This is a genomic window from Streptomyces sp. NPDC008313 (genome assembly GCF_042956125.1).
In the GTDB taxonomy this organism is placed as follows: Bacteria; Actinomycetota; Actinomycetes; order Streptomycetales; family Streptomycetaceae; genus Streptomyces.
Genome location: NZ_JBIBFR010000003.1, coordinates 340,074 through 364,355 on the forward strand (window position 1 = coordinate 340,074; position 24,282 = coordinate 364,355).

21 protein-coding genes are annotated in these 24,282 nt (G+C 71.0%); 13 read left to right on the forward strand and 8 right to left on the reverse strand.

The genetic code is table 11. The features are described 5' to 3' along the window. Window positions 1-55: 55 nt before the first annotated feature. Window positions 56-3,334 carry a GH92 family glycosyl hydrolase gene (locus tag ACFY93_RS06235; RefSeq protein ID WP_391354010.1) on the reverse strand — a complete coding sequence of 1,093 codons (3,279 nt, stop codon included), beginning with the start codon at window positions 3,332-3,334 and terminating at the stop codon, window positions 56-58. A 627-nt stretch (window positions 3,335-3,961) separates the two neighbouring features. Further along, window positions 3,962-6,676, reverse strand: a complete 2,715-nt coding sequence (gene acnA / locus ACFY93_RS06240; protein WP_391354012.1) for an aconitate hydratase AcnA — start codon at window positions 6,674-6,676, stop codon at window positions 3,962-3,964. A gap of 257 nt (window positions 6,677-6,933) precedes the next feature. Between acnA and ACFY93_RS06245 the strand changes: the two genes are divergently transcribed. The 9 genes from ACFY93_RS06245 to ACFY93_RS06285 all read left to right on the forward strand — a co-directional run bounded on the left by ACFY93_RS06245 (window position 6,934) and on the right by ACFY93_RS06285 (window position 15,392). Then, entirely contained in the window at window positions 6,934-7,146 is a 213-nt protein-coding gene (locus ACFY93_RS06245) for a DUF4236 domain-containing protein (RefSeq protein WP_391354014.1), read from the forward strand. 105 nt (window positions 7,147-7,251) lie between these two features. After that, entirely contained in the window at window positions 7,252-8,781 is a 1,530-nt protein-coding gene (locus tag ACFY93_RS06250; RefSeq protein ID WP_391354016.1) for a UDP-N-acetylglucosamine 1-carboxyvinyltransferase, read from the forward strand. 402 nt (window positions 8,782-9,183) lie between these two features. Then, window positions 9,184-10,455 carry a hypothetical protein gene (locus ACFY93_RS06255; RefSeq protein ID WP_391354018.1) on the forward strand — a complete coding sequence of 424 codons (1,272 nt, stop codon included), beginning with the start codon at window positions 9,184-9,186 and terminating at the stop codon, window positions 10,453-10,455. A gap of 118 nt (window positions 10,456-10,573) precedes the next feature. Then, the gene (locus ACFY93_RS06260; RefSeq protein ID WP_391354019.1) at window positions 10,574-11,839 is read left to right on the forward strand and encodes a DUF4145 domain-containing protein; all 1,266 of its coding nucleotides are present in this window, start codon (window positions 10,574-10,576) and stop codon (window positions 11,837-11,839) included. Next, a complete protein-coding gene (locus ACFY93_RS06265) occupies window positions 11,836-12,696 on the forward strand; it encodes a PfkB family carbohydrate kinase (protein ID WP_391354021.1) in 861 nt (286 codons plus the stop codon). The genes ACFY93_RS06260 and ACFY93_RS06265 overlap by 4 nt, the downstream gene beginning before the upstream one ends. Continuing rightward, window positions 12,693-13,328: a 2'-5' RNA ligase family protein gene (locus ACFY93_RS06270; protein WP_391354023.1), complete on the forward strand. Its 636-nt coding sequence runs from the start codon at window positions 12,693-12,695 to the stop codon at window positions 13,326-13,328. Before ACFY93_RS06265 ends, ACFY93_RS06270 begins: the two co-directional genes overlap by 4 nt. Beyond that, a complete protein-coding gene (locus ACFY93_RS06275; RefSeq protein ID WP_391354025.1) occupies window positions 13,325-14,080 on the forward strand; it encodes an inositol monophosphatase family protein in 756 nt (251 codons plus the stop codon). Before ACFY93_RS06270 ends, ACFY93_RS06275 begins: the two co-directional genes overlap by 4 nt. A 269-nt stretch (window positions 14,081-14,349) precedes the next feature. Beyond that, on the forward strand, window positions 14,350-15,210 hold the full coding sequence (locus tag ACFY93_RS06280; RefSeq protein WP_391354026.1) for a Scr1 family TA system antitoxin-like transcriptional regulator: 861 nt from the start codon (window positions 14,350-14,352) through the stop codon (window positions 15,208-15,210). Then, window positions 15,207-15,392, forward strand: coding sequence for a DUF397 domain-containing protein (locus ACFY93_RS06285; protein WP_391354028.1), 186 nt, complete (start codon window positions 15,207-15,209; stop codon window positions 15,390-15,392). The genes ACFY93_RS06280 and ACFY93_RS06285 overlap by 4 nt, the downstream gene beginning before the upstream one ends. A 141-nt stretch (window positions 15,393-15,533) precedes the next feature. On the opposite strand, the gene ACFY93_RS06290 is transcribed toward ACFY93_RS06285, so the two are convergent. After that, the gene (locus ACFY93_RS06290) at window positions 15,534-16,469 is read right to left on the reverse strand and encodes a Rieske 2Fe-2S domain-containing protein (protein ID WP_391354158.1); all 936 of its coding nucleotides are present in this window, start codon (window positions 16,467-16,469) and stop codon (window positions 15,534-15,536) included. A gap of 146 nt (window positions 16,470-16,615) precedes the next feature. After that, window positions 16,616-17,050, reverse strand: coding sequence for a VOC family protein (locus tag ACFY93_RS06295; RefSeq protein ID WP_391354030.1), 435 nt, complete (start codon window positions 17,048-17,050; stop codon window positions 16,616-16,618). A gap of 184 nt (window positions 17,051-17,234) precedes the next feature. Here ACFY93_RS06295 and ACFY93_RS06300 point away from each other — a divergent pair, with 184 nt between their 5' ends. Continuing rightward, window positions 17,235-17,708 carry a hypothetical protein gene (locus tag ACFY93_RS06300; RefSeq protein ID WP_391354031.1) on the forward strand — a complete coding sequence of 158 codons (474 nt, stop codon included), beginning with the start codon at window positions 17,235-17,237 and terminating at the stop codon, window positions 17,706-17,708. Window positions 17,709-18,184: 476 nt separating this feature from the next. On the opposite strand, the gene ACFY93_RS06305 is transcribed toward ACFY93_RS06300, so the two are convergent. Further along, window positions 18,185-18,667 (reverse strand): carboxymuconolactone decarboxylase family protein, encoded by a 483-nt coding sequence (locus ACFY93_RS06305; protein ID WP_391354033.1) that lies wholly within the window; start codon window positions 18,665-18,667, stop codon window positions 18,185-18,187. Between the two features lies 1 nt (window position 18,668). Further along, a complete protein-coding gene (locus ACFY93_RS06310) occupies window positions 18,669-19,148 on the reverse strand; it encodes a DUF6299 family protein (RefSeq protein WP_391354034.1) in 480 nt (159 codons plus the stop codon). A gap of 266 nt (window positions 19,149-19,414) precedes the next feature. Here ACFY93_RS06310 and ACFY93_RS06315 point away from each other — a divergent pair, with 266 nt between their 5' ends. Next, entirely contained in the window at window positions 19,415-19,684 is a 270-nt protein-coding gene (locus tag ACFY93_RS06315) for a DUF5999 family protein (protein ID WP_391354036.1), read from the forward strand. A gap of 67 nt (window positions 19,685-19,751) precedes the next feature. On the opposite strand, the gene ACFY93_RS06320 is transcribed toward ACFY93_RS06315, so the two are convergent. Together ACFY93_RS06320 and ACFY93_RS06325 are read right to left on the reverse strand one after the other, a co-directional pair. Continuing rightward, window positions 19,752-20,150, reverse strand: a complete 399-nt coding sequence (locus ACFY93_RS06320; RefSeq protein ID WP_391354038.1) for a Rid family hydrolase — start codon at window positions 20,148-20,150, stop codon at window positions 19,752-19,754. Continuing rightward, a complete protein-coding gene (locus ACFY93_RS06325; protein WP_391354040.1) occupies window positions 20,147-21,277 on the reverse strand; it encodes an acyl-CoA dehydrogenase family protein in 1,131 nt (376 codons plus the stop codon). The genes ACFY93_RS06320 and ACFY93_RS06325 overlap by 4 nt, the downstream gene beginning before the upstream one ends. Before the next feature lie 259 nt (window positions 21,278-21,536). Here ACFY93_RS06325 and ACFY93_RS06330 point away from each other — a divergent pair, with 259 nt between their 5' ends. Both ACFY93_RS06330 and ACFY93_RS06335 read left to right on the forward strand, forming a co-directional pair. Beyond that, entirely contained in the window at window positions 21,537-23,318 is a 1,782-nt protein-coding gene (locus tag ACFY93_RS06330; protein ID WP_391354160.1) for an AMP-binding protein, read from the forward strand. 23 nt (window positions 23,319-23,341) lie between these two features. Then, a complete protein-coding gene (locus ACFY93_RS06335; RefSeq protein WP_391354042.1) occupies window positions 23,342-24,226 on the forward strand; it encodes a PaaX family transcriptional regulator C-terminal domain-containing protein in 885 nt (294 codons plus the stop codon). Window positions 24,227-24,282 lie beyond the last annotated feature (56 nt).

Below are 24,282 nucleotides of genomic sequence, written 5' to 3' on the forward strand. Positions count from 1 at the left end.
CGGGCGCGGAGTGTGGACTCCGCGCCCGCCCCGCCGTCGTACCGGCGTCTCCCGCTCAGCCGGCCGCGACGGTGAACACGTGCAGATCCGCGTTGTCCGGCAGCTTCACGCTGCGGACCGTCTTCCCGGCCGGGGCCTCGTAGGGTTTCGTCGCGAAGACGTAGGTGGCCACCGGGTCCTTGTCGGCGCCCGCCACATTGCGGTAGGCCGTCCTGGCCACGACCTCGTTGCCGTACTGGACGGTGCCGCCTCCGCCGCCGACGGTCCAGTCGGTGAAGGAGAGGTCGACCGTGGCGGTGCTGCCGTCGCCGTAGGTGATGGTCGCCCTGGTCTGCTGATTGCCGTTGACCGCGCTGCCGAGGAACGACAGCCGGGTGGTGTCCGCCGGGAGTTCGACGGTCTGTCCGGCCGCCGAGGCGTTGTCGGGGCGGCCCGAGGGCGAGTTCGGCCAGGTGTACGCCAGTCCGCCTTCCAGCGTGCCCCTGCCGCCCGGGGTGAGACCCGCGGCGGCGAGCGCCTGGCGGGAGTAGCTCCAGCCGCCGCCGTCGTAGTCGGCCTCGTCGTGGTCGCCGGCGTCGTCCGAGACGCCGGTGTTGTTGTAGGCGGCGAGCAGGGAGCCCTCCGCCGCCACGGTCAGCGCCACCGGCTGCTCGTACGAGGTGCCGTCCGAGGTGACGGTGACCTTGACGTCGTAGAAGCCCTGCTCGGCCGAGTCCGCGGCGGACAGCGTGATCCGCTGGGCGCCGTCGGTGACGGTGCCCTCGGCGGGGCTCGCGGTCACGCCCTCGGGCGTCCGCACCCGGAAGCGGACCTCGGGGCCCGCGCCGCCGCCGAGCGACAGGGCCCGGATGTCGATCTTCGTGTCCGCTCCCGGCTCGACCGTCGCCGTGGTCGGGCCGACACCGATCTGGTAGGGCTGTTCACCCGTGCGGAAGGACGGCGGCGCGTCCGCCGGGTCGCTGCCCCAGGTGCGGTTCGCGGTGGCGCCGAGCGTGTAGTCGAGCGTGCCGCCGTGCCGTACGAACGAGGCGGGCAGCCAGGGGCGGTCACTGGAGCGGCCGTCGACCTTCAGCGACTGCACGTAGGGCGATCCCGCGGCAGCCCCGGTGGCGCGGATGCTGATGTCCCGGCCGTGCGGCCGGTCGATCTCGGCCCTCGGGAACAGCGGTGAGGCCAGCGTCAGTTCGGCCCGCGACGGCACCTGGGGGTACATGCCGAGCGCCGAGAACACGTACCAGGACGACATGGCGCCCAGGTCGTCGTTGCCGGGGATGCCGCCGGGCTCGGTCGACCACAGCTCGGACATCGCCGCCCGTACGGTCTCCTGCGTCTTGTAGGGCGCGCCCGCGTAGTCGTAGAGGTAGGGCACGTTCGTCGACGGTTCGTTGTCCAGCTCGGACTTGTCGCCGCCGCTGCCGGTGAACGCCCAGCCGCCGTCGGCGTCGTGGAAGAAGGCGTCCAGCCGGCCCAGCGCCTTGTCCCGGCCGCCCATGGCCGCGAAGAGACCGGCCGGGTCGTGCTGCACCATCCAGGTGTACTGGGCCGCCGTGCCCTCGACGAAGCCGTTGCCGGTGGACGGGGTGAAGCCGGTGACCCAGCTGCCGTCCGCCTTGCGGTTGGCGATGTAGCCGCCGCCGGGGTCGGCCGCGATGTTGAAGTTGTTCTGCCACCACTGGGAGCGGTCCGCGAAAGCGGCCGCCGTCCTCTTCCGCCCGGCCGCGTCGGCGAGCTGGGAGAGCGCGAAGTCGGCGCCGGACATCTCCAGCGTCTCCGCCGCGCCGCCCCAGGCGTTGGACACGGACGGCATGTAGTGGTGCTTCAGATACTTGTCGAGCGAGGGCCGCTGCCCCACCGAGAGGACCGGCTTCCCGGCCGGTGACAGGTCCTGCTCCGTCGGTACGGTCGCCGCCCGCACCAGGGAGTCCAGCGCCCCGCGCAGGTCGAAGTCCGTACCGCCGAAGGCCCGGATGCCGGCCAGCGCCGGTGCCGACGGGTCACCGTTCATGACGTGCGTCCCGCTCGCGCCGTGCAGCCAGCGGTCCCAGACTCCCCCGTTCTGCCGGGCGAGCTCGTACAGCGACTGCGCGACGTCGGAGCCGGTGTCCGGGCTCAGCAGGGTCACCAGCTGGACCTGGGAGCGGTAGACGTCCCAGCCGGAGAACGTGCCGTACTGGGCCTTGTGGCCCCGGCCCACGCGGTGCACCTCGCCGTCGCTGCCCCGGTAGCGGCGGTCGGCGTCACTGATCACGTTCGGGTGCAGCAGGGCGTGGTAGAGCGCGGTGTAGAAGGTGGTGCGCTCCGCGTCCGTGCCGCCGCCGACCCGGACGGCGTCCAAGCGGTCCCGCCAGGCCCGGCCGGCCGCCTTCCGCACGGAGGTGAAGGATCTGGACGGCGGGTTCTCCGCCCTCAGGTTGGCCTCGGCCCCGGCCGCGCTGACGTAGGAGATGCCGACCTTCACGTTCACCGGGCCGTCGCCGGGTTCGAACTCCACGTAGCCGCCGGCTCCCTTGCCCGCGACGGGGCGGCCGCCCTGGCCGAATCCCCCGGTGCCACCGCTCGCCTCGGTGGAGCCGGGGCTCAGCGTGCCGTCGTGCCAGGTGCCGGTGGACTTGAAGTCCCGGTCGAAGCGCGCGGTGAAGTGGAGGGTGTAGTAGCTGCGCTGCCCCTCGGGATCGAGGTAGCCGCAGAAGTTCCCGGAGGTGACGGAGCCGGAGACCGTCCGGGTCTCCGGGTCGATGCGCAGGTCCGAATCGGTGGAGCCGACCTCGGAGTTGGCGGTGCGGATCAGCAGCGAGGCCGGTTTGTCCTCGGGGTAGGTGAAGCGGCCCGCGCCGGTCCGCTCGGTCGCCGTGAGGTCGGCGGTGACACCGCTCGCGAGGCCCACCTTGTAGTGGCCGGGCTCGGCGGTCTCGTCGGCGTGCGCGAAGTCGGCGGCGTACACCGCGTCCTTGGTGTCGCTCGCCGGGGAGGAGGTGACCTCGCCCGCGTACGGGAAGAAGGGGATGTCGCCGCTGCCGCCCGCGCAGCCGGTGCCGGACATGTGGGTGAGGGAGAAGCCCCGGATGCGGGTGGCGTCGTACTGGTAGCCGCCGGGCGCGGCCGTGCGGGTGGCGTCGCCCCGGGTGTTCTCGGGGCTCCAGGAGAGCATGCCGAACGGCACGACGGCGCCGGGGAAGACGTTGCCGCCGTTCCTGGTGCCGATCAGCGGGTCGACGTGGGCGGTGGGGTCGCGGACGAGGTCCGGCGGGGCGCCGGACGCGGCCAGGGCTGGCGTCGCTCCTCCGGCCGCCACCAGGGCGACGGCCAGGAGCACGGATGACGGACGGAAACGCATGACGCGGCCCCTCCTCCTTCGGACGGGTCGCGCACCACAGGTCGCACAAGCCGCAGGGACAGTAGCGTGCGCCACCGGTACCACGGAAGACCGCGTACGGGACGGAGGCGGGCGCACAGGGCCTCAGGCGCACCGCCCGTTTCACTCCGCCAGGTCAGGCGGCGGACCGCGTGAGCGCGGATGGGCCGGTCACCTGGCTTGACATCGTTGTCCGTCGGCGGGGTAGAGTCATGTACAGACCATTAGACAACGTTGTCGCGTCCCACTGGTCCGCCACAAGCCACGCTCCACCCGGGTCGGCCTGCCCCCCAGCCCCGCCCCGGCTCGCGGACCGGGTGAGTCCCGAACACCCACCCGGTCCGCCCCGAGCCACCGCGTGAGGCGGGAGCGGCCCCGGAGGCGGGTTCCGGTCCACCTGGTATGGGAGCGCTCCCACCCCACTCTCCGGTGAAACTAGTGCCTCGGGGGGGTCCCTGTATACGCCTGACGCGCATCGCTTCCCCGCAGGGCGAGGGCCGCGCGTCCCGCGACCGCCCGCACGGATCGACGGGGAACCGCTTCCGGACACGGCGAGGGCCGCACCCCCGTCCACCGGGGATGCGGCCCTCGACTGCCTTGCCCTGCCGCCTACTTGCGGATCAGGCTGCGCAGCACGTACTGCAGGATGCCGCCGTTGCGGTAGTAGTCGGCCTCACCGGGGGTGTCGATGCGGACGACCGCGTCGAACTCGACGCCCGTGTCGGTGGTGACCTTGACCGTGCGCGGGGTCGAGCCGTCGTTCAGCTCGGTGACGCCGCTGACGGAGAAGGCCTCCTCGCCGGTCAGGCCGAGGGACTGGGCGGTGTGGCCCTCGGGGTACTGCAGCGGCAGGACGCCCATGCCGATGAGGTTCGAGCGGTGGATGCGCTCGTACGACTCGGCGATGACGAACTTGACGCCGAGGAGCGCCGTGCCCTTGGCCGCCCAGTCGCGGGACGAGCCGGAGCCGTACTCCTTGCCGGCCAGGACGACCAGGGGGATGCCCTGCTCGATGTAGTTGCGCGAGGCGTCGTAGATGAACGAGACCGGGCCGTCGGCCTGGGTGAAGTCGCGGGTGTAGCCGCCCTCGGTGCCCGGCGCGATCTGGTTGCGGAGGCGGATGTTGGCGAACGTACCGCGGATCATGACCTCGTGGTTGCCGCGGCGCGAGCCGTAGCTGTTGAAGTCGCGGCGCTCGATGCCGTGCTCCGTGAGGTACGTGCCGGCCGGGGTGTCGGCCTTGATGGCACCGGCCGGGGAGATGTGGTCGGTGGTGACCGAGTCGCCCAGCTTGGCGAGCACGCGGGCGCCGGTGATGTCCTCGACCGGGGCCGGCTCCATGCCCATGCCCTCGAAGTACGGGGGCTTGCGGACGTAGGTGGACTCGCCGTCCCACTCGAAGGTGTCGCCGGTGGGGATGGGCAGGGCCTGCCACTGGGCGTCGCCCGCGAAGACGTCCTGGTAGGACTTGTTGAACATGTCCTCGCCGATGGCGTTCGCCACGACGTCGTTGACCTCGGCCTCGGTCGGCCAGATGTCCGCCAGGTGGACGGGCTTGCCGTCCTGGTCGACACCGAGCGCGTCCTTGGCGATGTCCACCTTCATGGAACCCGCGATGGCGTACGCGACGACCAGCGGCGGGGAGGCCAGGTAGTTCATCTTGACGTCGGGATTGATGCGGCCCTCGAAGTTCCGGTTGCCGGAGAGGACCGAGGTGACGGCGAGGTCGTGGTCGTTGACCGCCTTGGAGACCTCCTCCGGCAGCGGGCCGGAGTTGCCGATGCAGGTGGTGCAGCCGTAACCGACGAGGTTGAAGCCGACCTTGTCGAGGTACGGGGTCAGGCCCGCCTTGTCGAAGTAGTCGGTGACGACCTTCGAACCCGGGGCGAGGGTGGTCTTGACCCAGGGCTTGCGGGTCAGGCCCTTCTCCACGGCCTTCTTCGCGACCAGCGCGGCGGCGACCATGACGTACGGGTTCGAGGTGTTGGTGCAGGAGGTGATCGCGGCGACGGTGACGGCGCCGTGGTCCAGCTCGTAGGTCGTGCCGTCGGGGGCGGTGACCGGGCACGGGTTGCTCGGCACGCCGTTGGCGGCGGCCGGGGCGTCGGAGGCCGGGAAGGACTCCTTGCCGGCCTCGTCGACGCTGTCGACGTAGTTGCGCACGTCCTGCTTGAACTGCTCGGCGGCGTTCGCAAGGGCGATGCGGTCCTGCGGGCGCTTCGGACCGGCGATCGACGGGACGACCGTGGAGAGGTCCAGCTCGAGCTTCTCGGAGAAGTCGGGCTCGGCGGCCGGGTCCAGCCAGAGGCCCTGCTCCTTGGCGTACGCCTCGACGAGCGCGACCTGCTGCGCGTCGCGGCCGGTCAGGCGCAGGTACTTCAGGGTCTCGTCGTCGATCGGGAAGATCGCGGCGGTGGAGCCGAACTCCGGCGACATGTTGCCGATGGTGGCGCGGTTCGCCAGCGAGGTGGCGGCGACGCCCTCACCGTAGAACTCGACGAACTTGCCGACGACGCCGTGCTTGCGCAGCATCTCGGTGATCGTGAGCACGAGGTCGGTGGCGGTGGTGCCGGCGTTCAGCTCGCCGGTCAGCTTGAAGCCGACGACGCGCGGGATGAGCATGGAGACCGGCTGACCGAGCATCGCGGCCTCGGCCTCGATGCCGCCGACGCCCCAGCCGAGGACGCCGAGACCGTTGACCATGGTGGTGTGCGAGTCGGTGCCGACCAGGGTGTCGGGGTACGCCTGGCCGCCGCGGACCATGACGGTGCGGGCCAGGTGCTCGATGTTGACCTGGTGGACGATGCCGGTGCCCGGGGGGACGACCTTGAACTCGTCGAACGCGGTCTGGCCCCAGCGCAGGAACTGGTAGCGCTCGCGGTTGCGGCCGTACTCCAGCTCGACGTTCTGCGCGAAGGCCTCGTTGGTGCCGAACTTGTCGGCGATGACGGAGTGGTCGATGACCAGCTCGGCCGGGGCCAGCGGGTTGATCTTCGCCGGGTCGCCGCCGAGCTCCTTGACGGCCTCACGCATGGTGGCGAGGTCGACGACACAGGGAACACCGGTGAAGTCCTGCATGATCACGCGGGCCGGCGTGAACTGGATCTCCTGGCTGGGCTGGGCCTGCGAGTCCCAGCCGCCCAGGGCACGGATGTGATCGGCGGTGATGTTCGCGCCGTCCTCCGTGCGGAGCAGGTTCTCCAGAAGGATCTTGAGGCTGTACGGAAGGCGGGCCGAGCCTTCCACCTTGTCCAGCCGGAAGATCTCGTACGACTCGTCGCCCACCTGCAGCGTGCTGCGGGCGTCGAAGCTGTTCGCCGACACGACAGTCTCCTTCATTCATGTGCGCGTACCACCGCATCCTGCCGCCACGACGTCCCGGCGATCCGCTAAGGTGAGGCTAAGTTAGGTAGCCCTTACCAGGAATCTCCGTCCGAGTGGCGGCCGCGGTGCGCCTCGGCAGATATCTCGATGTCGAGATAACTCTAGTACATGGGCACGGGATGGTCATGTCCGGTCCCTTCCGGGGTACCCGTTCCGGGCCGAGAACACCCGGCGACCGACAGCAGAGGGGGACTTCCGTGGGCCTCACCTTCCGCAAAAGCTTCCGCATCCTTCCCGGGGTGCGGCTGAACATCAACCGCCACTCGTGGTCCCTCACCACGGGTGGCGGTCACGGACCGCGGCGCACGCACAGCAGCACCGGACGGCGCACCACGTCGATGGACCTGCCGGGCCCGTTCGGCTGGCGCCGCACCCGCGACGCCACCAGGCGCCGCCGCGGCGGGTCCTGAGGGACCGTCACCCGACCGGGCGCTCCGGCGGCTATTCGGGGATTCAGGGGCGCGCCGACGCCCCCCTGAACATGCGCCATCTCATATCTGAGATAACCTGCCGCTATGGCAGACGACTACCTCGTACGCATCGGCAAGCTCATCCGTGACGCCCGTCAGCACCGTGGCTGGACCCAGTCGCAGCTCGCCGAGGCGCTCGGCACCAGCCAGAGCGCCGTGAATCGCATCGAGCGGGGCAACCAAAACATCAGCCTTGAGATGATCGCCCGTATCGGTGAAGCCCTCGACAGTGAGATCGTCTCACTGGGCTACGCGGGCCCGATGCATCTGCGGGTCGTGGGCGGGCGCCGGCTCTCCGGTGCCATCGACGTCAAGACCAGCAAGAACGCCTGCGTCGCGCTGCTGTGCGCCACCCTGCTCAACAAGGGCCGCACGGTACTGCGCCGGGTCGCGCGCATCGAGGAGGTCTACCGCCTCCTGGAGGTGCTCGGGTCCATCGGCGTCCGCACCCGCTGGATCAACGACGGCGTGGACCTGGAGATCGTGCCGCCGGCCGAGCTGGACATCACGACGATCGACGCCGAGGCCGCCATCCGGACCCGCTCGATCATCATGTTCCTCGGCCCGCTGCTGCACCGCCTGGACAGCTTCAAGCTCCCCTACGCGGGCGGCTGCGACCTCGGTACGCGCACCATCGAGCCGCACATGATCGCGCTGCGCCGCTTCGGCCTGGAGATCGCCGCGACGGAGGGGCTCTACCACGCCCAGGTGAACCGCTCCATCTCCCCCGACCGGCCGATCGTGCTGACCGAGCGCGGCGACACGGTGACCGAGAACGCGCTGCTGGCCGCCGCCCGCCACGACGGCGTGACCGTCATCCGCAACGCGTCCTCCAACTACATGGTCCAGGACCTCTGCTTCTTCCTGGAGGCCCTGGGCGTACGGGTCGACGGCGTCGGCACCACCACGCTCACCGTGCACGGCGTGCCGAACATCGACGTGGACGTCGACTACTCGCCCTCCGAGGACCCGGTCGAGGCGATGAGCCTGCTCGCGGCGGCCCTCGTCACCGAGTCCGAACTGACCGTGCGCCGGGTGCCGATCGAGTTCCTGGAGATCGAGCTGGCGGTCCTGGAGGAGATGGGCCTCGACCACGACCGGACACCCGAGTACTTCGCCGACAACGGCCGTACGCGCCTGATCGACCTGACCGTCCGGCCCTCCAAGCTGGAGGCGCCGATCGACAAGATCCACCCGATGCCGTTCCCCGGCCTGAACATCGACAACGTCCCGTTCTTCGCGGCGATCGCGGCATCGGCGCAGGGCAAGACGCTGATCCACGACTGGGTCTACGACAACCGCGCCATCTACCTCACCGACCTCAACCGCCTCGGCGGCCGGCTCCAACTCCTCGACCCGCACCGGGTCCTGGTCGAGGGCCCCACCCGCTGGCGCGCCGCCGAGATGATGTGCCCGCCCGCCCTGCGCCCGGCGGTGGTGGTGCTGCTGGCGATGATGGCGGCCGAGGGCACGTCGGTGCTGCGCAACGTGTACGTCATCAACCGCGGCTACGAGGACCTGGCGGAGCGGCTGAACTCGGTGGGGGCGCAGATCGAGATCTTCCGGGACATCTGACGGGTGGGGTGTCGTGCCCCTTGGGCAGCGGGCACGACACCTCAACATGCCAGCGGACCCGCGAATATTCACCTTCGCAGCTTTCCATTGATCACCGTTGTTTTTCAGCAGTAGCCGTCAGTCATTACGGAGCGCGACCAATGTGGCGGGGTTTTCGGGCCGTTCACCAGCAGCGCCCCGCGTACGTCGACTCAGCGTACGCGGGGTGGCAGTGAGCACTCCGGCGGTGGTAAGTGATCACTTGACAGGCAACCCACCGTTGACCCAGCGCCTCGATCATGCACCGGTCACCGTGTGCCGCGCAGACGGGAGCCTCGGCCGTTCTGCTCAGGCCGCGGAGCGATCCGTATCCTGGGGCCCGCACGGCCCATGACCATCCGTTGCATACCGGAGGCGTCCCAGTTGAACACGGATCTCAGTGTCGTCACCGGCGTACGACAGACGCTGGCCGTCGTCCTGCCGGTCCGGTTCGCCGCGATCACCGACTGGGCGACGGGACCCCTGCCCTTCGAACTCGGCGGCCGTCGCACCGATGCCGTCACCCGGCAGACGTACTACACCCCGGCAGCCGCCCGAGCCCTCTACGGCACACCTGAAAAGCCCTGCCGCTGGCACCGGTTCATGGACGTGCAGCACGAGTCTCTGTGCCTGAGGGGGATCGAGTTACTGCGCACGGCCACCGCCCGCTATCCCGACCACGGGCTGGCGGTGCTGCACTTCGATGTCGAGGGTCCCGCCCTCTTGGAGACGCTGCGCGCCATCGGCCACCGCAACCCCGCCCCGCCCGACCCGCTCGACGGTCCGCTCTCCCCCAGGGTGCTGCTGGACGGGGTCGCCGAGCCGCGTGGTGCCGCTGCCCCGTTCGCGATCGCCCGACCGTACACCGTCGCGTTCCTCACGCCCGGCACACAGCACACCCCCGCGCTGAGGCAGGTCGGCCGGCTCCCGGAGACGGCCGACCGCTGGCTCTGGTACCTCGCGTCGAGTTCCACGGAGGCCGACGTCCCCACCCCGTTGGAGCAGTGGCCGGACCGCGCGGAACACGCGCTGCGCATATCCGCCGACTGGAGCGCTCTCGTGCTGCGCAACGGCACCGCTTTTCTCGGACACCGTGCTGATCCGGGCGGAGGCGACTTCTACGCCTTCGCACAGTTGCACGCCCGCACCGTGTACCTCGACGCCTTGCTGCTCGGCAGCATCCAGCGCGATCACATCGACGAACTGACCGACGCTCTTTCCGGTGTCTTCGACGGTCCGAAGCTCGCCCGCCGGGTGTCCGCCCTCGAACGGCACATCGCCGCGTTCCGCAGCACCTACTGGCGTCAGCATCTCACCGCCCACGGGCCGGCCAACGAACTGCTGCTGAGCTTCCAGGCCCAGTACCGCCTCGCGGAGCGCTTCGACGAGATCCTCGCCGAAGCGGCGGACTACGCACGGCTGGTGCAGACCCAGGAGAGTCAGCAGATCGCGGGCGCACTCGGTGTCCTGACCATTCTCGGCCTGCCCGTCGGTGCTGCCCTGAGCATCCTCCAGGTGCTGGGCGCCGAGGGAGCCGTCCCCGTCGTCGTCGCGCTCGTCGCCGCGCTGGCCGCCACGGCCCTTGTCCTCACCACACGCTATGGCCGCCTCGTCCTGTCCTCGCTGCGCGGCGGGGATCCCGGCGACGATCGGTGACGTCCGTCTCCGCCTCGCCAGGAGGTGGGCACAATGACCGGATACACGCTGTACCCGCCCTTGACCGTGCGTTAGCTTGCTCTGCGCGGACCTTGGCGAAGAGGATGCGGGACACGGAGTGACGGTCAACGAGGGGGAACCGCTCCGGCTGTACAGAAAAGCTCTGAGGTACGCGGAATCGGACCCCGAGGTCTTCCTCGGCACAGCGAGGAGAGCGGCGGAGTCGATCCTTTTGGACATCGCCATGCGAGAGGCGGTCGGCTCGAAGCCGACGCTCGAATCCCTGCTGACCGTGCTCGCCTCGAAGAATTTGGTACCGCCCAAGGTGGTGCTCGCCGTGCGCACGATCCAGAACTACGGCAACTACGGCAGTCACGCCCAGGACGGGTCGGCCGAGGAGATCTCCGCCGAGGACGTCAGGCCGTGCCTCAACGCACTGACCCAATTGGCCGTCTGGTACGGGCAGACGAGCAGATCGCTCGCTGAGGAGGCCGTCCGGCACGAACTCTCCGACCGCCGGGGCCGTACGGGCACGACCCGGCTCGCGGACTCCACACTGATCGTGGTGAAGGCCGTTCTGCTGGGCTGCGGCCTGGAGAAGGCGCTGGCGCGGCGGAACCACCGTGTGGTGTCGTTGCAGCTCCCCTGGTCCGATCATCTCGTGCGGGACGTCGCGGCCCGGCTCCTCGACGCGGCGGTCTACAACGAGCAGCGCACCCTTCGCTTGCTGGAGGAGGAAGAGGCAGTCCAGGACCAGGTGGTGCCCATCGGACGGGTCGGCTATTCGATGGGCGGTCGCAATTTCTACCTGCTCGCCGCCCGTGGTGGCCGGTGGGGCGGAGTGACGGCCCAGGAGTTCCTCGCGGATCCGGCCGGTGCGCAGATCGCGGTGCCCAGGCACAGCGACATGTTCGACAACCTGCTCTCGGCGCTGGCGACCGATGAGGCGGGCCTCGCCGGCATGGGGATCAGCGTCCTCGACGTACCGCACCATCTCGGGCTGGAGTTGTTCCACCTCAACCGGGACGTGCTGGCGGTGGGCGGCCAGAACCTGCGCATGCACGCGCGGGAGGACGACGCGTACTTCGAGCTTCTCAACTCCGACATGCTTCCGGCACCGATCCAGGCACGGCTGCGTTCGGCGGCCGCCAATGTGCTCATCGCGAACCGGGCGTGGCTGGAGGAGCTGGATCTGCATCCCGGGGACCTGCGCCGGGAGCTGATGCGGTCGTTCCACGAGTGCGGGTCCGACGACGAGATGTTCGAGCGTCTGGTGCGTGATCTGGTGGCCCACGCCTCGTTCCCGCCGGAAACTCTGCCTGCCAGCCGCGAACGGCTCGTACGTCACGTGTTGTTCGAGAGTTACCGCTGGGGCCGGCCGTGAGCGCACCGAAACGCGTGCTGGTCGTGGGCGGTGTGAACTTCGACGTCATCGCCCAGGCCGACCGGTTTCCATCGGAGCACGAGAAGCTGCGGGGCAGGGAGTGCTCCGTGCTGCCGGGCGGTGCTGCATCGAACACCGCCGTGGGGCTGGTGCGGCAGGGCTGCTCCGTCCGGCTGGTGTCCGCCGTGGGCGACGACACGGCGGGCGCGATGTGCCGGGAGGTGCTGGACGCGAGCGGTGTCGACACCTCGCTGGTTCAGGTACAGGCCGGGGCTCGTACAAGCATGGCCGTCGTCCTGTCGTCGGGTTCCGGGAAGCGGATGCTGACGTTCGCGGGCGCGGACCGCGGCCTCGCGTTCAACGCCATCACCGAGGAGGACGTACGCGCGGCGGATCACGTCCATGTCATCGGGGAGCCCACTCCCGTACTCGGACGCATCGTCGAACTCGCTCACCTGACCGGGCGAAGTGTCTCCATGGAGTGGAACGGCAGAGACATGGGCCCGCTCGCGCAGGGAGCGTCACTCCATTTCATGAACGCCGACGAGGCCGCCCGCCTGCCGGTGTCATACGCAGCGTCCGACGTCTTCGGGACCGCGCGGCGCACGGCGGAGCTGGTGGCCGGCGATGTGATAGTGACGCTGGGCGCGGAGGGCGCCGTGTGGGCCACTGCCGCCGGGAAACTGTTCCATGAGCCCACCGTGCCGGTGGAACCGTTGGACAGAACCGGCGGCGGCGACGCGTTCGACGCGGGCGTCATCGCCGGCTGGCTCAACGGCGAGTCGCCGAGGGCCGCCATGCGGCGAGGCCTCGATGCGGCACGTCATGTGATCACAAGGATTGGAGCTCACCCGTGACGAGATGGCTCGGTGTTGCCCTGCTTCCGCGAGCGGACCATCTGCGTGCCGCCGTCCGGCTGCAGCGAGACCTCGGTGGGGACGTGCGTCTGCAGCCTCCGCTGCATCCGGACGGCAACCTCCCCCATGTGACAGTCTTCCAGGGCCCGTTCGAGGACACCCTTGATCCGGCGGAGGTGCTGGAGCAGATCGGCACGGCAGCGGTCGGGAGCGGTCTGCACGGCGAGGTGTCCCTGTCCGCCACGGGCGTGGTCTACCAGCCCACAGGCTGGCTGTTCCTCGCCCTGGAGCGTCCGCCGCTGCTCGAGGCGCTGCAGGACGCAGCGCTCGCCGCCCTGGACCGGCATCTCGACCGGGCGTCCTTCGACGCCGACAAGGACGTCTCCCGTTTCACGGACGCCGAGCGGGCCAGCTACAAACGCTACGGCTACCGGTACACCGGTGAGGCCTACGCACCGCACGTGACACTGGGCCGGACCGAGGAGGAAACCGCCCTGGAGCTGGTCCGCGCCGCGCGGGAGCGGACCGACATCCCCAAGGAGTGGGTGTTCGACCGGCTCAGCTTCTACGTCATGGGCGAGCACGGCGCCCACGCGGAGACCTTGCTGGAGCGACCGCTGAGCCGGACGTGACGGACCCACGGGAGTTGCTGACGATCGCCGAGGCGGCCGTGGGCGAGGCGGCCGCCTGGTCGGCGACGGCAGGGCGCACATGGTCGACCGCGCGGTACAAGGCCTCCGGCGAGGAAGTCACCGCTGCGGACATCGAGGTGGAGTCCCGGGTGACGCGGGTGCTGGCCGCCTGGACCCCGCGCATCCCGGTCGTCGGCGAGGAGTCGTCGGCCCCCGGGGCCTCGCTGCCCGCGCGCTGCTGGGTGCTCGACCCGATCGACGGGACGATGAACTTCGCCCGGGGCGCGCCGATGTACGCCGTGTCGCTCGCCTACGTGCAGGACGGCGTCCCGCTGGTGGGCGTGGTGGAGGCGCCCGCCCTCGGCCGGCGGTGGACGACGCCGGGCCGCCCGGAGAACGTACGCCCGGTGGCCGAGGACATGAACCGCGCGGTCGTGGGCCTCTCCGGCACCGGCGCGGCGCGCGGCGGCGCGCGACGTGTCCTCGACCGTGTCCAGGACGAGGCCTACCGGGTCCGCATGCAGGGCTCGATGGCGCTGGACCTGGTGGGCGTGGCTGAGGGCTGGCTGGACGCCTGCATGTGCATCGCCCCCAAGCCGTGGGACGTCGCGGCCGGAGTGGCGCTGTGTCGCGAACGGGGGCGGTCGGTCCTCGGCGCCGGCGGCAGGGCGTTCTCCTTCGACTCGCCGGTCCTGCTGGCGGGCTCCCCCGCAACGGCCCGATGGCTCGCCGGTCTGTGGGGAGGCGGCTGAACCGGCGGCCTTCGGCTGCCCCGCCGGGGTGGCATGGCTTTCGGACGCCGACGACTGAACACCTACGGTGACGAGCACTTGACGGCCATGCGAGTAGTTAGTCGTATCGTATGCCCACAGTAGTGCCGGAAAGGACGAGTTCGCCAGAGCCGTACCGCGTACGCCGAGTCAGCTTACGCGCACATTCGGTGGACGGTACGCGTCACGGTACGTCACGATGGTCACGGTCGGATCAGTACGACGGCGGGTGGCACGGGAGGTGGCCGGCGGTGGCCTACGAGAGCACGGGCGGCGGCACCGGGGCGGGGGGCGCGGAACCGGGGGCGTCGGACAGTTTGCGCACTTTCGGGGCGGTCGTCCAGGCCCTGCGGGAGCACGCGGGCCTGAGCCGCGAGGAGTTCGGCGCTCTGGTCCGCTTCTCGAAGCACACGGTCGCCTCGGTGGAACAGGGCCGGAGGATGCCGGACCGGGAGTTCGTGGAACGCGGGGAGGAGGCGCTCGGCAACACGGGGGCCTTGCGGAGGGCCGCGCCGACGCTGACGCGGCAGGCGGGGCTGGCCAGTTGGTTCCGGCAGTGGGCTCGGTTGGAGGTCACCGCGGTCAGCCTGTACACGTACGAGTGCCGGGTCGTTCCGGGTCTGATGCAGACCGAGGCGTACGCGCGGGCGGTGTCGCTGGACGTACCGCCGCTGCCTGACCCCGAGGAACTGGAGCAGCGGATCGCGGCGCGACTGGCTCGGCAAGAACTGCTGTCGGTCACGCGGAAGCCGCCGACGGCGTTCAGCTTCATCGTGGAGCAGGCGGTGCTGGAGCGGTGGACGGGCGGGCAGGAGGTGACGCGGGAACTCTTCGATCACTTGCTGGGGTTGATCGAGCGAAACTGGAACGTGGAGTTTCAGGTGATGCCGTTGCGCAGGCCGTCGCATGCGGGGTTGGACGGGCCGATCATGCTGGCCGAGACGCCGGAGCATCGGTGGTTCGGCTACTCGGAGGGGCAGCAGAACGGGCGGCTGATCTCCGACCCGAAAGAGATCAGTCTCCTCCAGCAGCGGTATGCGAAACTGCGCTCGCAGGCCCTGACCCCTGAAGACTCCCTGGGCCTGCTGAAGCGATTGCGAGGAGCGCTATGAGCACGTCCGAACTGGCTTGGTTCAAGAGCAGCTACAGCGGCTCGCAGGGTGACGCCTGCATCGAGGTGGCGAAGGGCACGCAGGCGATCCACGTCCGGGACTCCAAGGACCAGCGAAGCCCCGAACTCACCCTCTCCCCCACCGCATGGAACGACTTCATCACTTACACCGCCCAGGGCTGACTCTCACGACAGGCGCCCCGCACTGGACGCAACCGGTGCGGGGTGTCTGTCGTTCACCGGGCAGGAGGCGTCCACTTGTCTTCGTCTATGGCTTCCTGCAGCCGCGCGGAGAAGGTCGGCATGTGCCTCACGCGTCTCCCCTCACGGTTGGCCTTGAGAAGGGGCGGTGTAGCCCTCGGGTGAAGTTTCCCCCGCGTCGGGCGCCTGCCCGTCCTGTTCCTGTCGGCGGAGGCGGATCTCGACGTGGCCGTCGGTGATCCGGGACTCGAAGGCCGGCTGGGGGGCGGTGGCCGGGCCGCGGACGTTCAAGCCGTCCGAGAGCCGGAAGACGCTGCCGTGCCAGGGGCACTGGACGCATCCGTCGCTGACCGTGCCCTCGGAGAGCGGTCCGGCGAGGTGGCTGCACCGCTCGGCCAGGGCGTGGACCGCCCCTCCGGATTCCCGGACGACCAGGACCGGGACGTCGTCCACGCTGCGCCGTACCGGACGGTCGGCGGGGAACTCCGTCACGGCTCCGATCCGGTGCCAGCCCCGCGTGACGACGTGCGGGACCTCTTCGGCGTGGTTCGCGCCGGACGCCTGGCGGTAGGCCAGGTGGCCGCCCAGCACGCCGCCGAGTGCGACCGCCGTCAGCCCCAGGAAGCCGTAGGCCCGGCCTGCCGCGCCGCGTCCCCTGACGCGGCAGGTGAGCGAGGCGGCGTAGAGACCGACGGCCGTCGAGTTGGCCAGGGCGTGCACCAGTCCGACCCGCTGCTGCTGCGGGTGCAGCTCCGCCCAGTCGACCCAGCCCGCGAGGGCCGCGGGCGCGGCGGAGGACAGGCCGACGCCGATCAGCAGACCCGCCTCGCGCGAGCGGCCGGGGTACAGGTCCAGGACGGCCGCCGACATCCAGCTGCCGATCGGCACCTGCACCATCAGCGGATGCACCGGGTGCCCCAGCCACCTCCCGTGCAGGAAGTCCCGCGCGTCGCCGAGCGGCAGCGCCTTCACCCGCTGGCGCACCGCGTCGATCACCGCGTCGGCCCTGGGCTCACGTTCCAGGCGGTCCAGCAGCCTCAGGACCCTGTTCTGCCGCATGCGGCGGCGTGGCGTAGTACTCATGGTCGGCCGGGTCCCCGCCTGCGCGGACGGCAAACAGGAGCCGGGCCCGCCTGCGGCTCTCCGCCGGGGCAGGGTGGTCGGGGGTAGGTGGCGGAGCCGCCGTGCGTCACCGACCACAGGGCTCAGTCGAGGCAGAACTCGTTGCCCTCGACGTCCTGCATCAGGAGGCAGGACTCGTTCTCCTCGTCGGCGAGCAGGAGCTTCCCGCGTACCGCGCCGAGCGCGACCAGGCGGGCGCACTCGGCCTCGAGCACGGCCAGGCGCTCCTCACCCACGAGGCCGGTGCCGACCCGCACGTCGAGATGCACCCGGTTCTTGACCACCTTGCCCTCGGGGACGCGCTGGAAGTACAGCCGGGGCCCCGCACCTGTGGGATCACCGCAGGCGAACCAGGCTCCGCGGTCCTCCGGTGCCAGCGAGCGGTTGAAGTCGTCCCACGTCGCGAACCCCTCCGGGGGCGACGGTGCGACATACCCCAGCACCTCGCACCAGAAGCGCGCCACGCGCTCGGGGTCGGCGCAGTCGAAGGTGATCTGGACCTGCTTTACCGATGCCATCGGGTCACCGTAACAAGGTGGTCCCAGTGAGCAACTCGTTTACCCGGACGGCATTCCGTGTCCCAGCGGGCAGCGGGCAGGGCGTGGTGGCCACCGGTGGTCCGGAGACAGCCGCTGCGCCTCTGCACATGACAACCTTGCCACCGTTCCAGTAACGCCGTTCGCCCATCGAGAAGTTGAGACGATGACCGTTCCCTCCGCCCTTCCGCCCCTGCCCTCCGGCCCTCCGCCTCCCGCCGTCGGCGACCGGTCCTCCGCCAGGTGGAGGGAGCCGCTGATCATCGCGGTGGCGGCCGGGGGCGCCGGGGTGGGGCTCGGCTGGCTGCTGTGGGCCGGTGGGGGTGGTGCGGCGTCCGGTACCGGTCTGAACGACGCCCGGGCCGACGCGGTGGGTTCCTGCCAGGTGCTCCCCCGGACCCCGGGGCTGGACGCCCTGTACGAGGGGCCCAAGGACAGCTCCGAGGCCTACTTCAACCGGTTGGGTGCCGCCTCCCAACTGGCCCACTCCGCCGCCGTACTGGACGACCGGTACGAGGAACTGGACAAAGCCATGCGGGAGATCATGCGCCGCATGCAGACCTTCGACGTGAAGGACCCCGGGGCGACGGCCACCGAGAAGAAGGCCCGCGCGCTCTGCGCCGAGTACGAAGGTCAGTAGAAGCGCAGACCGCCGCCCACGCAGGGGCCGCCCACGCAGGGGCCGCCCGCACGGCGTGCCCGCCGCGCTCGGAGCGGACGGTACGTTCGCGTGGCCGTACCGGCGTCGGCGTGGAAGCCGGGACGTGGCGGAGCCCGGGAGTCGTATCCAGCTCCCGGGCTCCTGGGGATGCCACCCACTTGCGCACGCCGATGGCGTTCAAGAGGACGGATCAGTCATCAGGCCGTCGTGTTCTTCCTTCGAACTACCGCACCGCGAGAGGTGCAGGCGAGAGTCGAACTCACATCCGACGGCGTTCGTCCGGCCTCGTTCGATCCGGCGATCGGTGGCGATGCTGAAGCTGGAGCGAGAGTCTGAGATTGATGCGGTGTGCCTCTGCCGTGTTGGGCTACCCCGGCCCGTGATGCCTCTGTGTGCCGGGGGAAGGGCTCGAACCTCCACTGTCACCGCTTCGTCAGGCTGATCTTCAACCGAGGTCACGGGGCCTCGGGATTTTCCCGCCGTCCCGAGCCCGCGATGGACGCGGAGTCCGTCGTTTCCCCGACGGGGAGCAGGCCCCTTTCGGCGAAGACCTCCTTCGCCGCGAAGGTGGCGTTCAGCGCTCTGGGGAAACCGCAGTACGCGGCCGAGTGCAGGAGCGTCTCGACGATCTCCTGCGGGGTCAGGCCCACGTTGAGGGACGCGTTGACGTGGACGGCCAGCTGGGCCTCGCAGCCGCCGAGCGCGGTGAGGATGCCCAGTGTCACCAACTGGCGGTCCCGGGGGGCCAGCCCGGGACGGCTGTAGATCTCTCCGAATCCCCAGGCGGCGATCTGGTGCGCCATCTCCGGGGCGATGTCCGCGAGTGAGGCGATGACCCGCTCGCCGGCTTCGCCGTCGATGCCGGCGAGCACCTCCATACCCCGCTCGAACCGGGCCTCGCGGCTCTCGTCGGCCGGGCGGGGTCGTCGGGTGGCCATGTCAGCTCTCGCCCCGGTCCCGGCCTCGACTCTCGCCGCTGTCCCGGGTGAGGGTGACGCTCTGTTCGTTCGTCGCGTGGAACGCCGGCAGGGGGAGGCCCAGCAGGGCCGGGCGCATCTCCATCAGAGTGGCTTCCACGTGGGCGTCGCCCGCCTTGAAGGGATGCTCCCCCAGTCGGCTCACATTGGTCCAGCCGTGCTCCGCGCCGTCGCAGATCGCGGCGGTGCCGCCGATGCCGTACCGGACACCGGAATCACCCTGGGCCAGCGAGGAGGAGACGAACACGGGGCCGGTGTGGCTCACGCAGCGGTACGTGCCGGAGAGCGTGACGGTGCCGTCCGGGGCGATCACGCCCGTGCTGTCGACGGTGACCGACTCCGGGATGTCGGACGCCGCGTCCGCCACGGCGGCCGTGGCGGGTGCGGCGAGCAGGAGCAGCGTGGCGCCGGCGGTCGTGCCGATGGTCTGGCGCAGGGACATGAAGTACCTCCTGGAGTGCGGTGGGAGCGGGGTGCGCAGGGTCCAGAGGTACCGGGCCTTCGCTCCGGGCGGCGTCATCGTCACCCCACCGGTGGCGAGTCCGCCGCGAGCGTCCGGAACACGTCCGGGTGTTGTCCACGTGGTGTCCGCATGTTGTCACGCTTCACGGCGAGCCGTTCCGGTGCGTGGGCGACGGGAGCATGGTCCGTAGTGCGGGGCGACGGCGACGCAGCCGTCACTCATGGCATCCGACGTGGAGGTGCGCCATGTGTTCTCACCAGTCACCGGGCCAGTCAACGGGTCAGTCACCGGACCGCTCCGGCCGCGAGGCCGCGCACGAGGCCGTGATCGTCGCCGCCCACCCCGAGCAGGGCTGGAGCCTCAGGTGCGACGGCGTGATCGTCTTCGACGACACGGGTGAGCTCCTGCCCGACGGCAGCGTCGTCGCACCGCACCGGGTGGTGGCAGGCCGCGGCCCGGACGGACGGACGTGTGCCGACCGGGCCGCGGCCGGGCGGCTCGCGGTCGCCGCCTGAGCCGGAGGCGAGCGCGGGCACCAGCACGGGCACGGGGAAAGGGACGGACACAGGGACAGGCCCCCGGCTACGGAAGCACCGCGAAGCCGTCCAGCTCGACCAGGGCCTGCTCGTCCCAGAGGCGGGTGGCGCCGATGACGGCCATCGCCGGGTAGTCGCGTCCCGCCAGGCGGTGCCAGACACGGCCGATCTCGGCGGCGTGGGCGCGGTAGTCGGCGACGTCCGTGGCGTAGACGGTGACCCGGGCGAGGTCCGCGGGGGTGCCCCCGGCGGCGGCCAGGGCGGCCAGGAGGTTCGCCAGCGCCGTCTCGAACTGCTGCGGCAGCGTCTCCCCCCGCACCTTCCCGTCCCCGTCGAGCGCGGTCTGGCCCGCCAGGAACACCACGCGGCCCCCCGTGGCGACGACGGCGTGGGAGAAGCCGGTGGGCGGGGACAGCTCGGGCGGGTTGACTCTCCGCGTACTCATGGGCTCTCCACAGTCGCATACAACTCCTTGGCGATGATGGCGCGTTGGACCTCGCTGGCGCCCTCGTAGATGCGCGGGGCGCGCACCTCGCGGTAGAGGTGTTCGAGGAGGTGGCCGCGGCGCAGGGCGCGGGCCCCATGCAGTTGGACGGCCGTGTCGACGACGTACTGGGCGGTCTCCGTGGCCAGCAGTTTGGCCATCGCCGCGCGGCGCGGGACGTCCGGGTCGCCCGCGTCGTACGCCGCTGCCGCCGCGTAGACCATCAGGCGGGCCGCCTCCGTGCGCAGGGACATCTCCGCCACCTGGTGGGCGACCGTCTGCAGGTCCTTCAGTCTGCCGCCGAACGCCTCACGGGCCGCCGTGTGGGCGAGCGTCGCGTCCAGGGCCGCCTGGGCCATCCCCACCGCGAACGCGCCGACACTCGGCCGGAACAGGTTGAGCGTGGTCATGGCGACCTGGAACCCGCGGTCGGGCTCTCCCAGGACGTCGTCCGCCGTCACGGGTACGGCGTCGAAGGCGAGGCTTCCGATGGGGTGCGGCGACAGCATGTCGAGCGGGGCGCCGTCCAGCCCGGCACGGTCGGCGGGGACGAGGAACGCGGTGACTCCCCGGGCGCCGGCTCCTGGGGTGGTGCGCGCGAAGACCGTGTAGAAGTCGGCGTCGGGGGCGTTGGAGATCCAGCACTTCTCGCCGGTGAGCCGCCAGCGGTGCGCGCCGTCGGGTTCGGCGGACAGCGCCAGCGCCGCCGCGTCCGAGCCGGCGCCCGGCTCGCTCAGCGCGAAGGCGGCGACCGCCGTTCCGCCGGTCACGCGGGGCAGCCAGGTCTCGCGCTGGGCAGGGGTGCCGTACGCGTGCACCGGGTGCGCGCCCAGGCCCTGGAGGGCGAGGGCCGTCTCCGCCTCGGTGCAGGCGTGGGCCAGGGACTCGCGCATCAGGCACAGGTCGAGGGCGCCCGAGGTGAACAGCCGTGACAGCAGCCCCAGCCGGCCCAGTTCGGCGACGAGCGGCCGGTTGACGTGGCCGTCCGCCCCGCCCTTCTCGGCGAGCGGCCGCAGTCGCTGCTCGGCCAGGGCGCGCAGCTCGGCGCACCGGGCGGTCTGTGACGGATCGAGTGAGAATGCCGCCATGCGGTCCCTCTTCCCTGTGGGGCTGTACGAAGGTTATCGCGTACCGTTGACTGTCGTCACTATCGCGATACGCTCCCGGTGCGAGCCCACCCACACAAGGGGGCGAACCGCCTTGGAGACCAGCGACACCAGCGACGAGCGCGACACCCGGGACAGCAGGGACACCCGCGTAAGCGGGGACAGCGGGGACAGCAGCGGCACCGATGTTCGCCGCGCCGCGGTCGCCTCCGCCCACCTCGACACCTTCACCCGCGACCATCTGCCGCCTCCCGAGCAGTGGCCGCATCTCCCCCGCGACCTGCCCGAGCTGCACTACCCCGACCACCTGAACTGCGCCGTCGAGCTCCTCGCCCACACCGCCGCCGAGCGTCCCGTCTTCCGTACGGTGGACAAGGACGTGTGGACCTACGGGGAACTGCGCACCCGGGTGGACCGGATCGCGCACGTCCTGACCGGTGACCTGGGCGTCGTGCCCGGCAACCGCGTGCTGCTGCGCGGCCCCACGACGCCGTGGCTGGCCGCCTGCTGGCTGGCCGTGCTGAAGGCGGGCGCGGTCGCCGTGACGGTGCTGGCACAGCAGCGCGCCCACGAGCTGTCCACCGTGTGCGAGATCGCCCGGGTGTCCCATGCCCTGTGCGACGCCAGGTCCGTGGACGACCTGTTCGGGGCGGAGGTACCCGGGCTGCGTGTCACGGCGTACGGCGGTGACTCCGCCGACGATCTGCTCGTACGGATCAAGGACGCCCCGGACGGGCCGTATCCCGCCGCCGCCACCGCGTCGGACGACGTCGCACTGATCGCGTTCACGTCGGGGACCACCGGACGGCCCAAGGGCTGCATGCATTTCCACCGTGACGTGCTGGCGATAGCGGACACCTTCTCGAAGCACGTCCTGCGACCGCACGAGGACGACGTCTTCGCGGGCAGCCCGCCGCTCGGCTTCACCTTCGGGCTGGGCGGACTCGTGGTCTTCCCGATGCGCGCGGGCGCCAGCGCGCTGCTGCTCGAACAGGCGGGCCCCAGACAGCTGCTGCCGGCGATCGCGGAGCACCGGGTGTCGGTGCTGTTCACCGCGCCCACCGCGTACCGCGCGATGCTCGACGAACTGAACCGGCCCGACGGCTCCGATGCGCCCGACGGCCCCGATGCGCCCGGCGGCACCGGTACACCCGGCGGCCCCGGTACGCCCGGGGGTTCCGGTACGCCCGGGGGTTCCGGTACGCCCGGGGGTTCCGGTACGCCCGGGGGTTCCGGTGCGTACGACATCGGGTCCCTGCGGCGCTGCGTGTCCGCCGGGGAGAACCTGCCCGCGGCGACCTGGCACGCCTGGCACGAGCGCACCGGTGTGCGCATCATCAACGGCATCGGCGCGACCGAGCTGCTGCACATCTTCATCTCGGCGGCCGACGACCGGATACGGCCGGGGACGACGGGAGTCCCCGTACCGGGGTGGCACGCGCGCGTGGTGGACGGTTCCGGCGCGCCCGTGCCCGACGGGGAGCCCGGACTGCTCGCGGTGCGCGGCCCGGTCGGCTGCCGCTATCTGGCCGACCCCCGCCAACGGGAGTACGTGCGCGACGGCTGGAACATCACCGGTGACACCTACGTACGCGAACCCGACGGCTACTTCCGCTACATGGCCCGCGCCGACGACATGATCATCTCGGCCGGGTACAACATCGCGGGACCGGAGATCGAAGACGCCCTGCTGCGCCACCCGGACGTCGTGGAGACGGCGGTCGTCGGGCGGCCCGACGAGGCACGCGGCCAGATCGCCGTGGCGTACGCGGTGCTGCGGGCGGGCGCGCGCCGGGACGCGGACGCGCTGCGCACCTTCCTGAAGTCCGAGCTGGCCCCGTACAAGTGCCCCCGCGAGATCGTCTTCCTGGACGCGCTTCCGCGCACGGCGACGGGCAAGCTCCAGCGGTTCCGGCTGCGGGCGGAGCACACCGAGCCCGCTCGGGACACGGAGCGTACGGAGGGCGCGAGCGGCGCCGGCCGTCCCGAGGGCCGGTTGTCCACAGGGGGCGACTCGCCGTGATCCACGCGTTCTAGAGTGATCACGTGTCAGAGCAGCACGCCCCCAGGTCCCTCATCGTCACCTTCTACGGCGCGTACGGCCGTTCCGTGCCAGGCCCCGTGCCGGTCGCCGAGCTGATCCGGCTGCTGGCGGCCGTGGGCGTGGACGCGCCGTCCGTACGGTCGTCGGTGTCCCGGCTGAAGCGGCGCGGCCTGCTCGTGCCGGCCCGTACGACGGCCGGTGCCGCGGGGTACGCCCTGTCGCCGCAGGCACGGCAGCTCCTCGACGACGGCGACCGCCGGGTGTACGCGGCGATGCCGCCCGAGGACGGCGGCTGGGTGCTCGCGGTCTTCTCCGTGCCGGAGTCCGAGCGGCAGAAGCGGCACGTGCTGCGGTCACGCCTCGCGGGTCTCGGTTTCGGGACGGCGGCCCCGGGAGTGTGGATCGCCCCGGCGCGGCTGTACGAGGAGACCCGGCACACGCTGGAGCGGCTGGGTCTCGACCCGTACGTGGAGCTGTTCCGGGGCGAGCATCTGGGCTTCGCGCCGACGGCGGACGCCGTGGCGCGCTGGTGGGACCTGACGGCGATCGCCAAGGAGCACGAGGCGTTCCTGGACCGGCACGCGCCCGTGCTGCACGACTGGGAGGGGCGCGGGGACACACCTCCGGGCGACGCCTACCGCGACTACCTGCTCGCTCTCGACTCCTGGCGCCATCTCCCGTACACCGATCCCGGGCTGCCCGCCGCGCTGCTGCCCCAGGACTGGCCCGGCGTCCGTTCGGCGGCGGTCTTCACGGCGCTGCACGCCCGCCTGCGGGACGCCGGAGCCGCCTTCGCGGGGGTGGCGGAGACGGCTGGGGTGACGCCGGCCGGGGACGCGGAGGAAGCGGCGGGCGCGGAGGAAGCGGCGGGCCCCGCGGAAGCATGACGTGAGCCGTATCCGCACGCGCTAAGGGAACCCTCAGCTTCCTCCGTCCCTCTTCT

Bases quoted from the DNA above. Each gene is read 5' to 3' on its own strand.
- ACFY93_RS06320 (WP_391354038.1), bottom strand. From the start codon at position 20,150: ATGAGTACGCGGAGAGTCAACCCGCCCGAGCTGTCCCCGCCCACCGGC.
- ACFY93_RS06235 (WP_391354010.1), bottom strand. From the start codon at position 3,334: ATGCGTTTCCGTCCGTCATCCGTGCTCCTGGCCGTCGCCCTGGTGGCG.
- ACFY93_RS06325 (WP_391354040.1), bottom strand. From the start codon at position 21,277: ATGGCGGCATTCTCACTCGATCCGTCACAGACCGCCCGGTGCGCCGAG.
- ACFY93_RS06315 (WP_391354036.1), top strand. From the start codon at position 19,415: ATGTGTTCTCACCAGTCACCGGGCCAGTCAACGGGTCAGTCACCGGAC.
- ACFY93_RS06300 (WP_391354031.1), top strand. From the start codon at position 17,235: ATGACCGTTCCCTCCGCCCTTCCGCCCCTGCCCTCCGGCCCTCCGCCT.
- ACFY93_RS06295 (WP_391354030.1), bottom strand. From the start codon at position 17,050: ATGGCATCGGTAAAGCAGGTCCAGATCACCTTCGACTGCGCCGACCCC.
- ACFY93_RS06310 (WP_391354034.1), bottom strand. From the start codon at position 19,148: ATGTCCCTGCGCCAGACCATCGGCACGACCGCCGGCGCCACGCTGCTC.
- ACFY93_RS06250 (WP_391354016.1), top strand. From the start codon at position 7,252: ATGGCAGACGACTACCTCGTACGCATCGGCAAGCTCATCCGTGACGCC.
- ACFY93_RS06285 (WP_391354028.1), top strand. From the start codon at position 15,207: ATGAGCACGTCCGAACTGGCTTGGTTCAAGAGCAGCTACAGCGGCTCG.
- ACFY93_RS06290 (WP_391354158.1), bottom strand. From the start codon at position 16,469: ATGCGGCAGAACAGGGTCCTGAGGCTGCTGGACCGCCTGGAACGTGAG.
- ACFY93_RS06305 (WP_391354033.1), bottom strand. From the start codon at position 18,667: ATGGCCACCCGACGACCCCGCCCGGCCGACGAGAGCCGCGAGGCCCGG.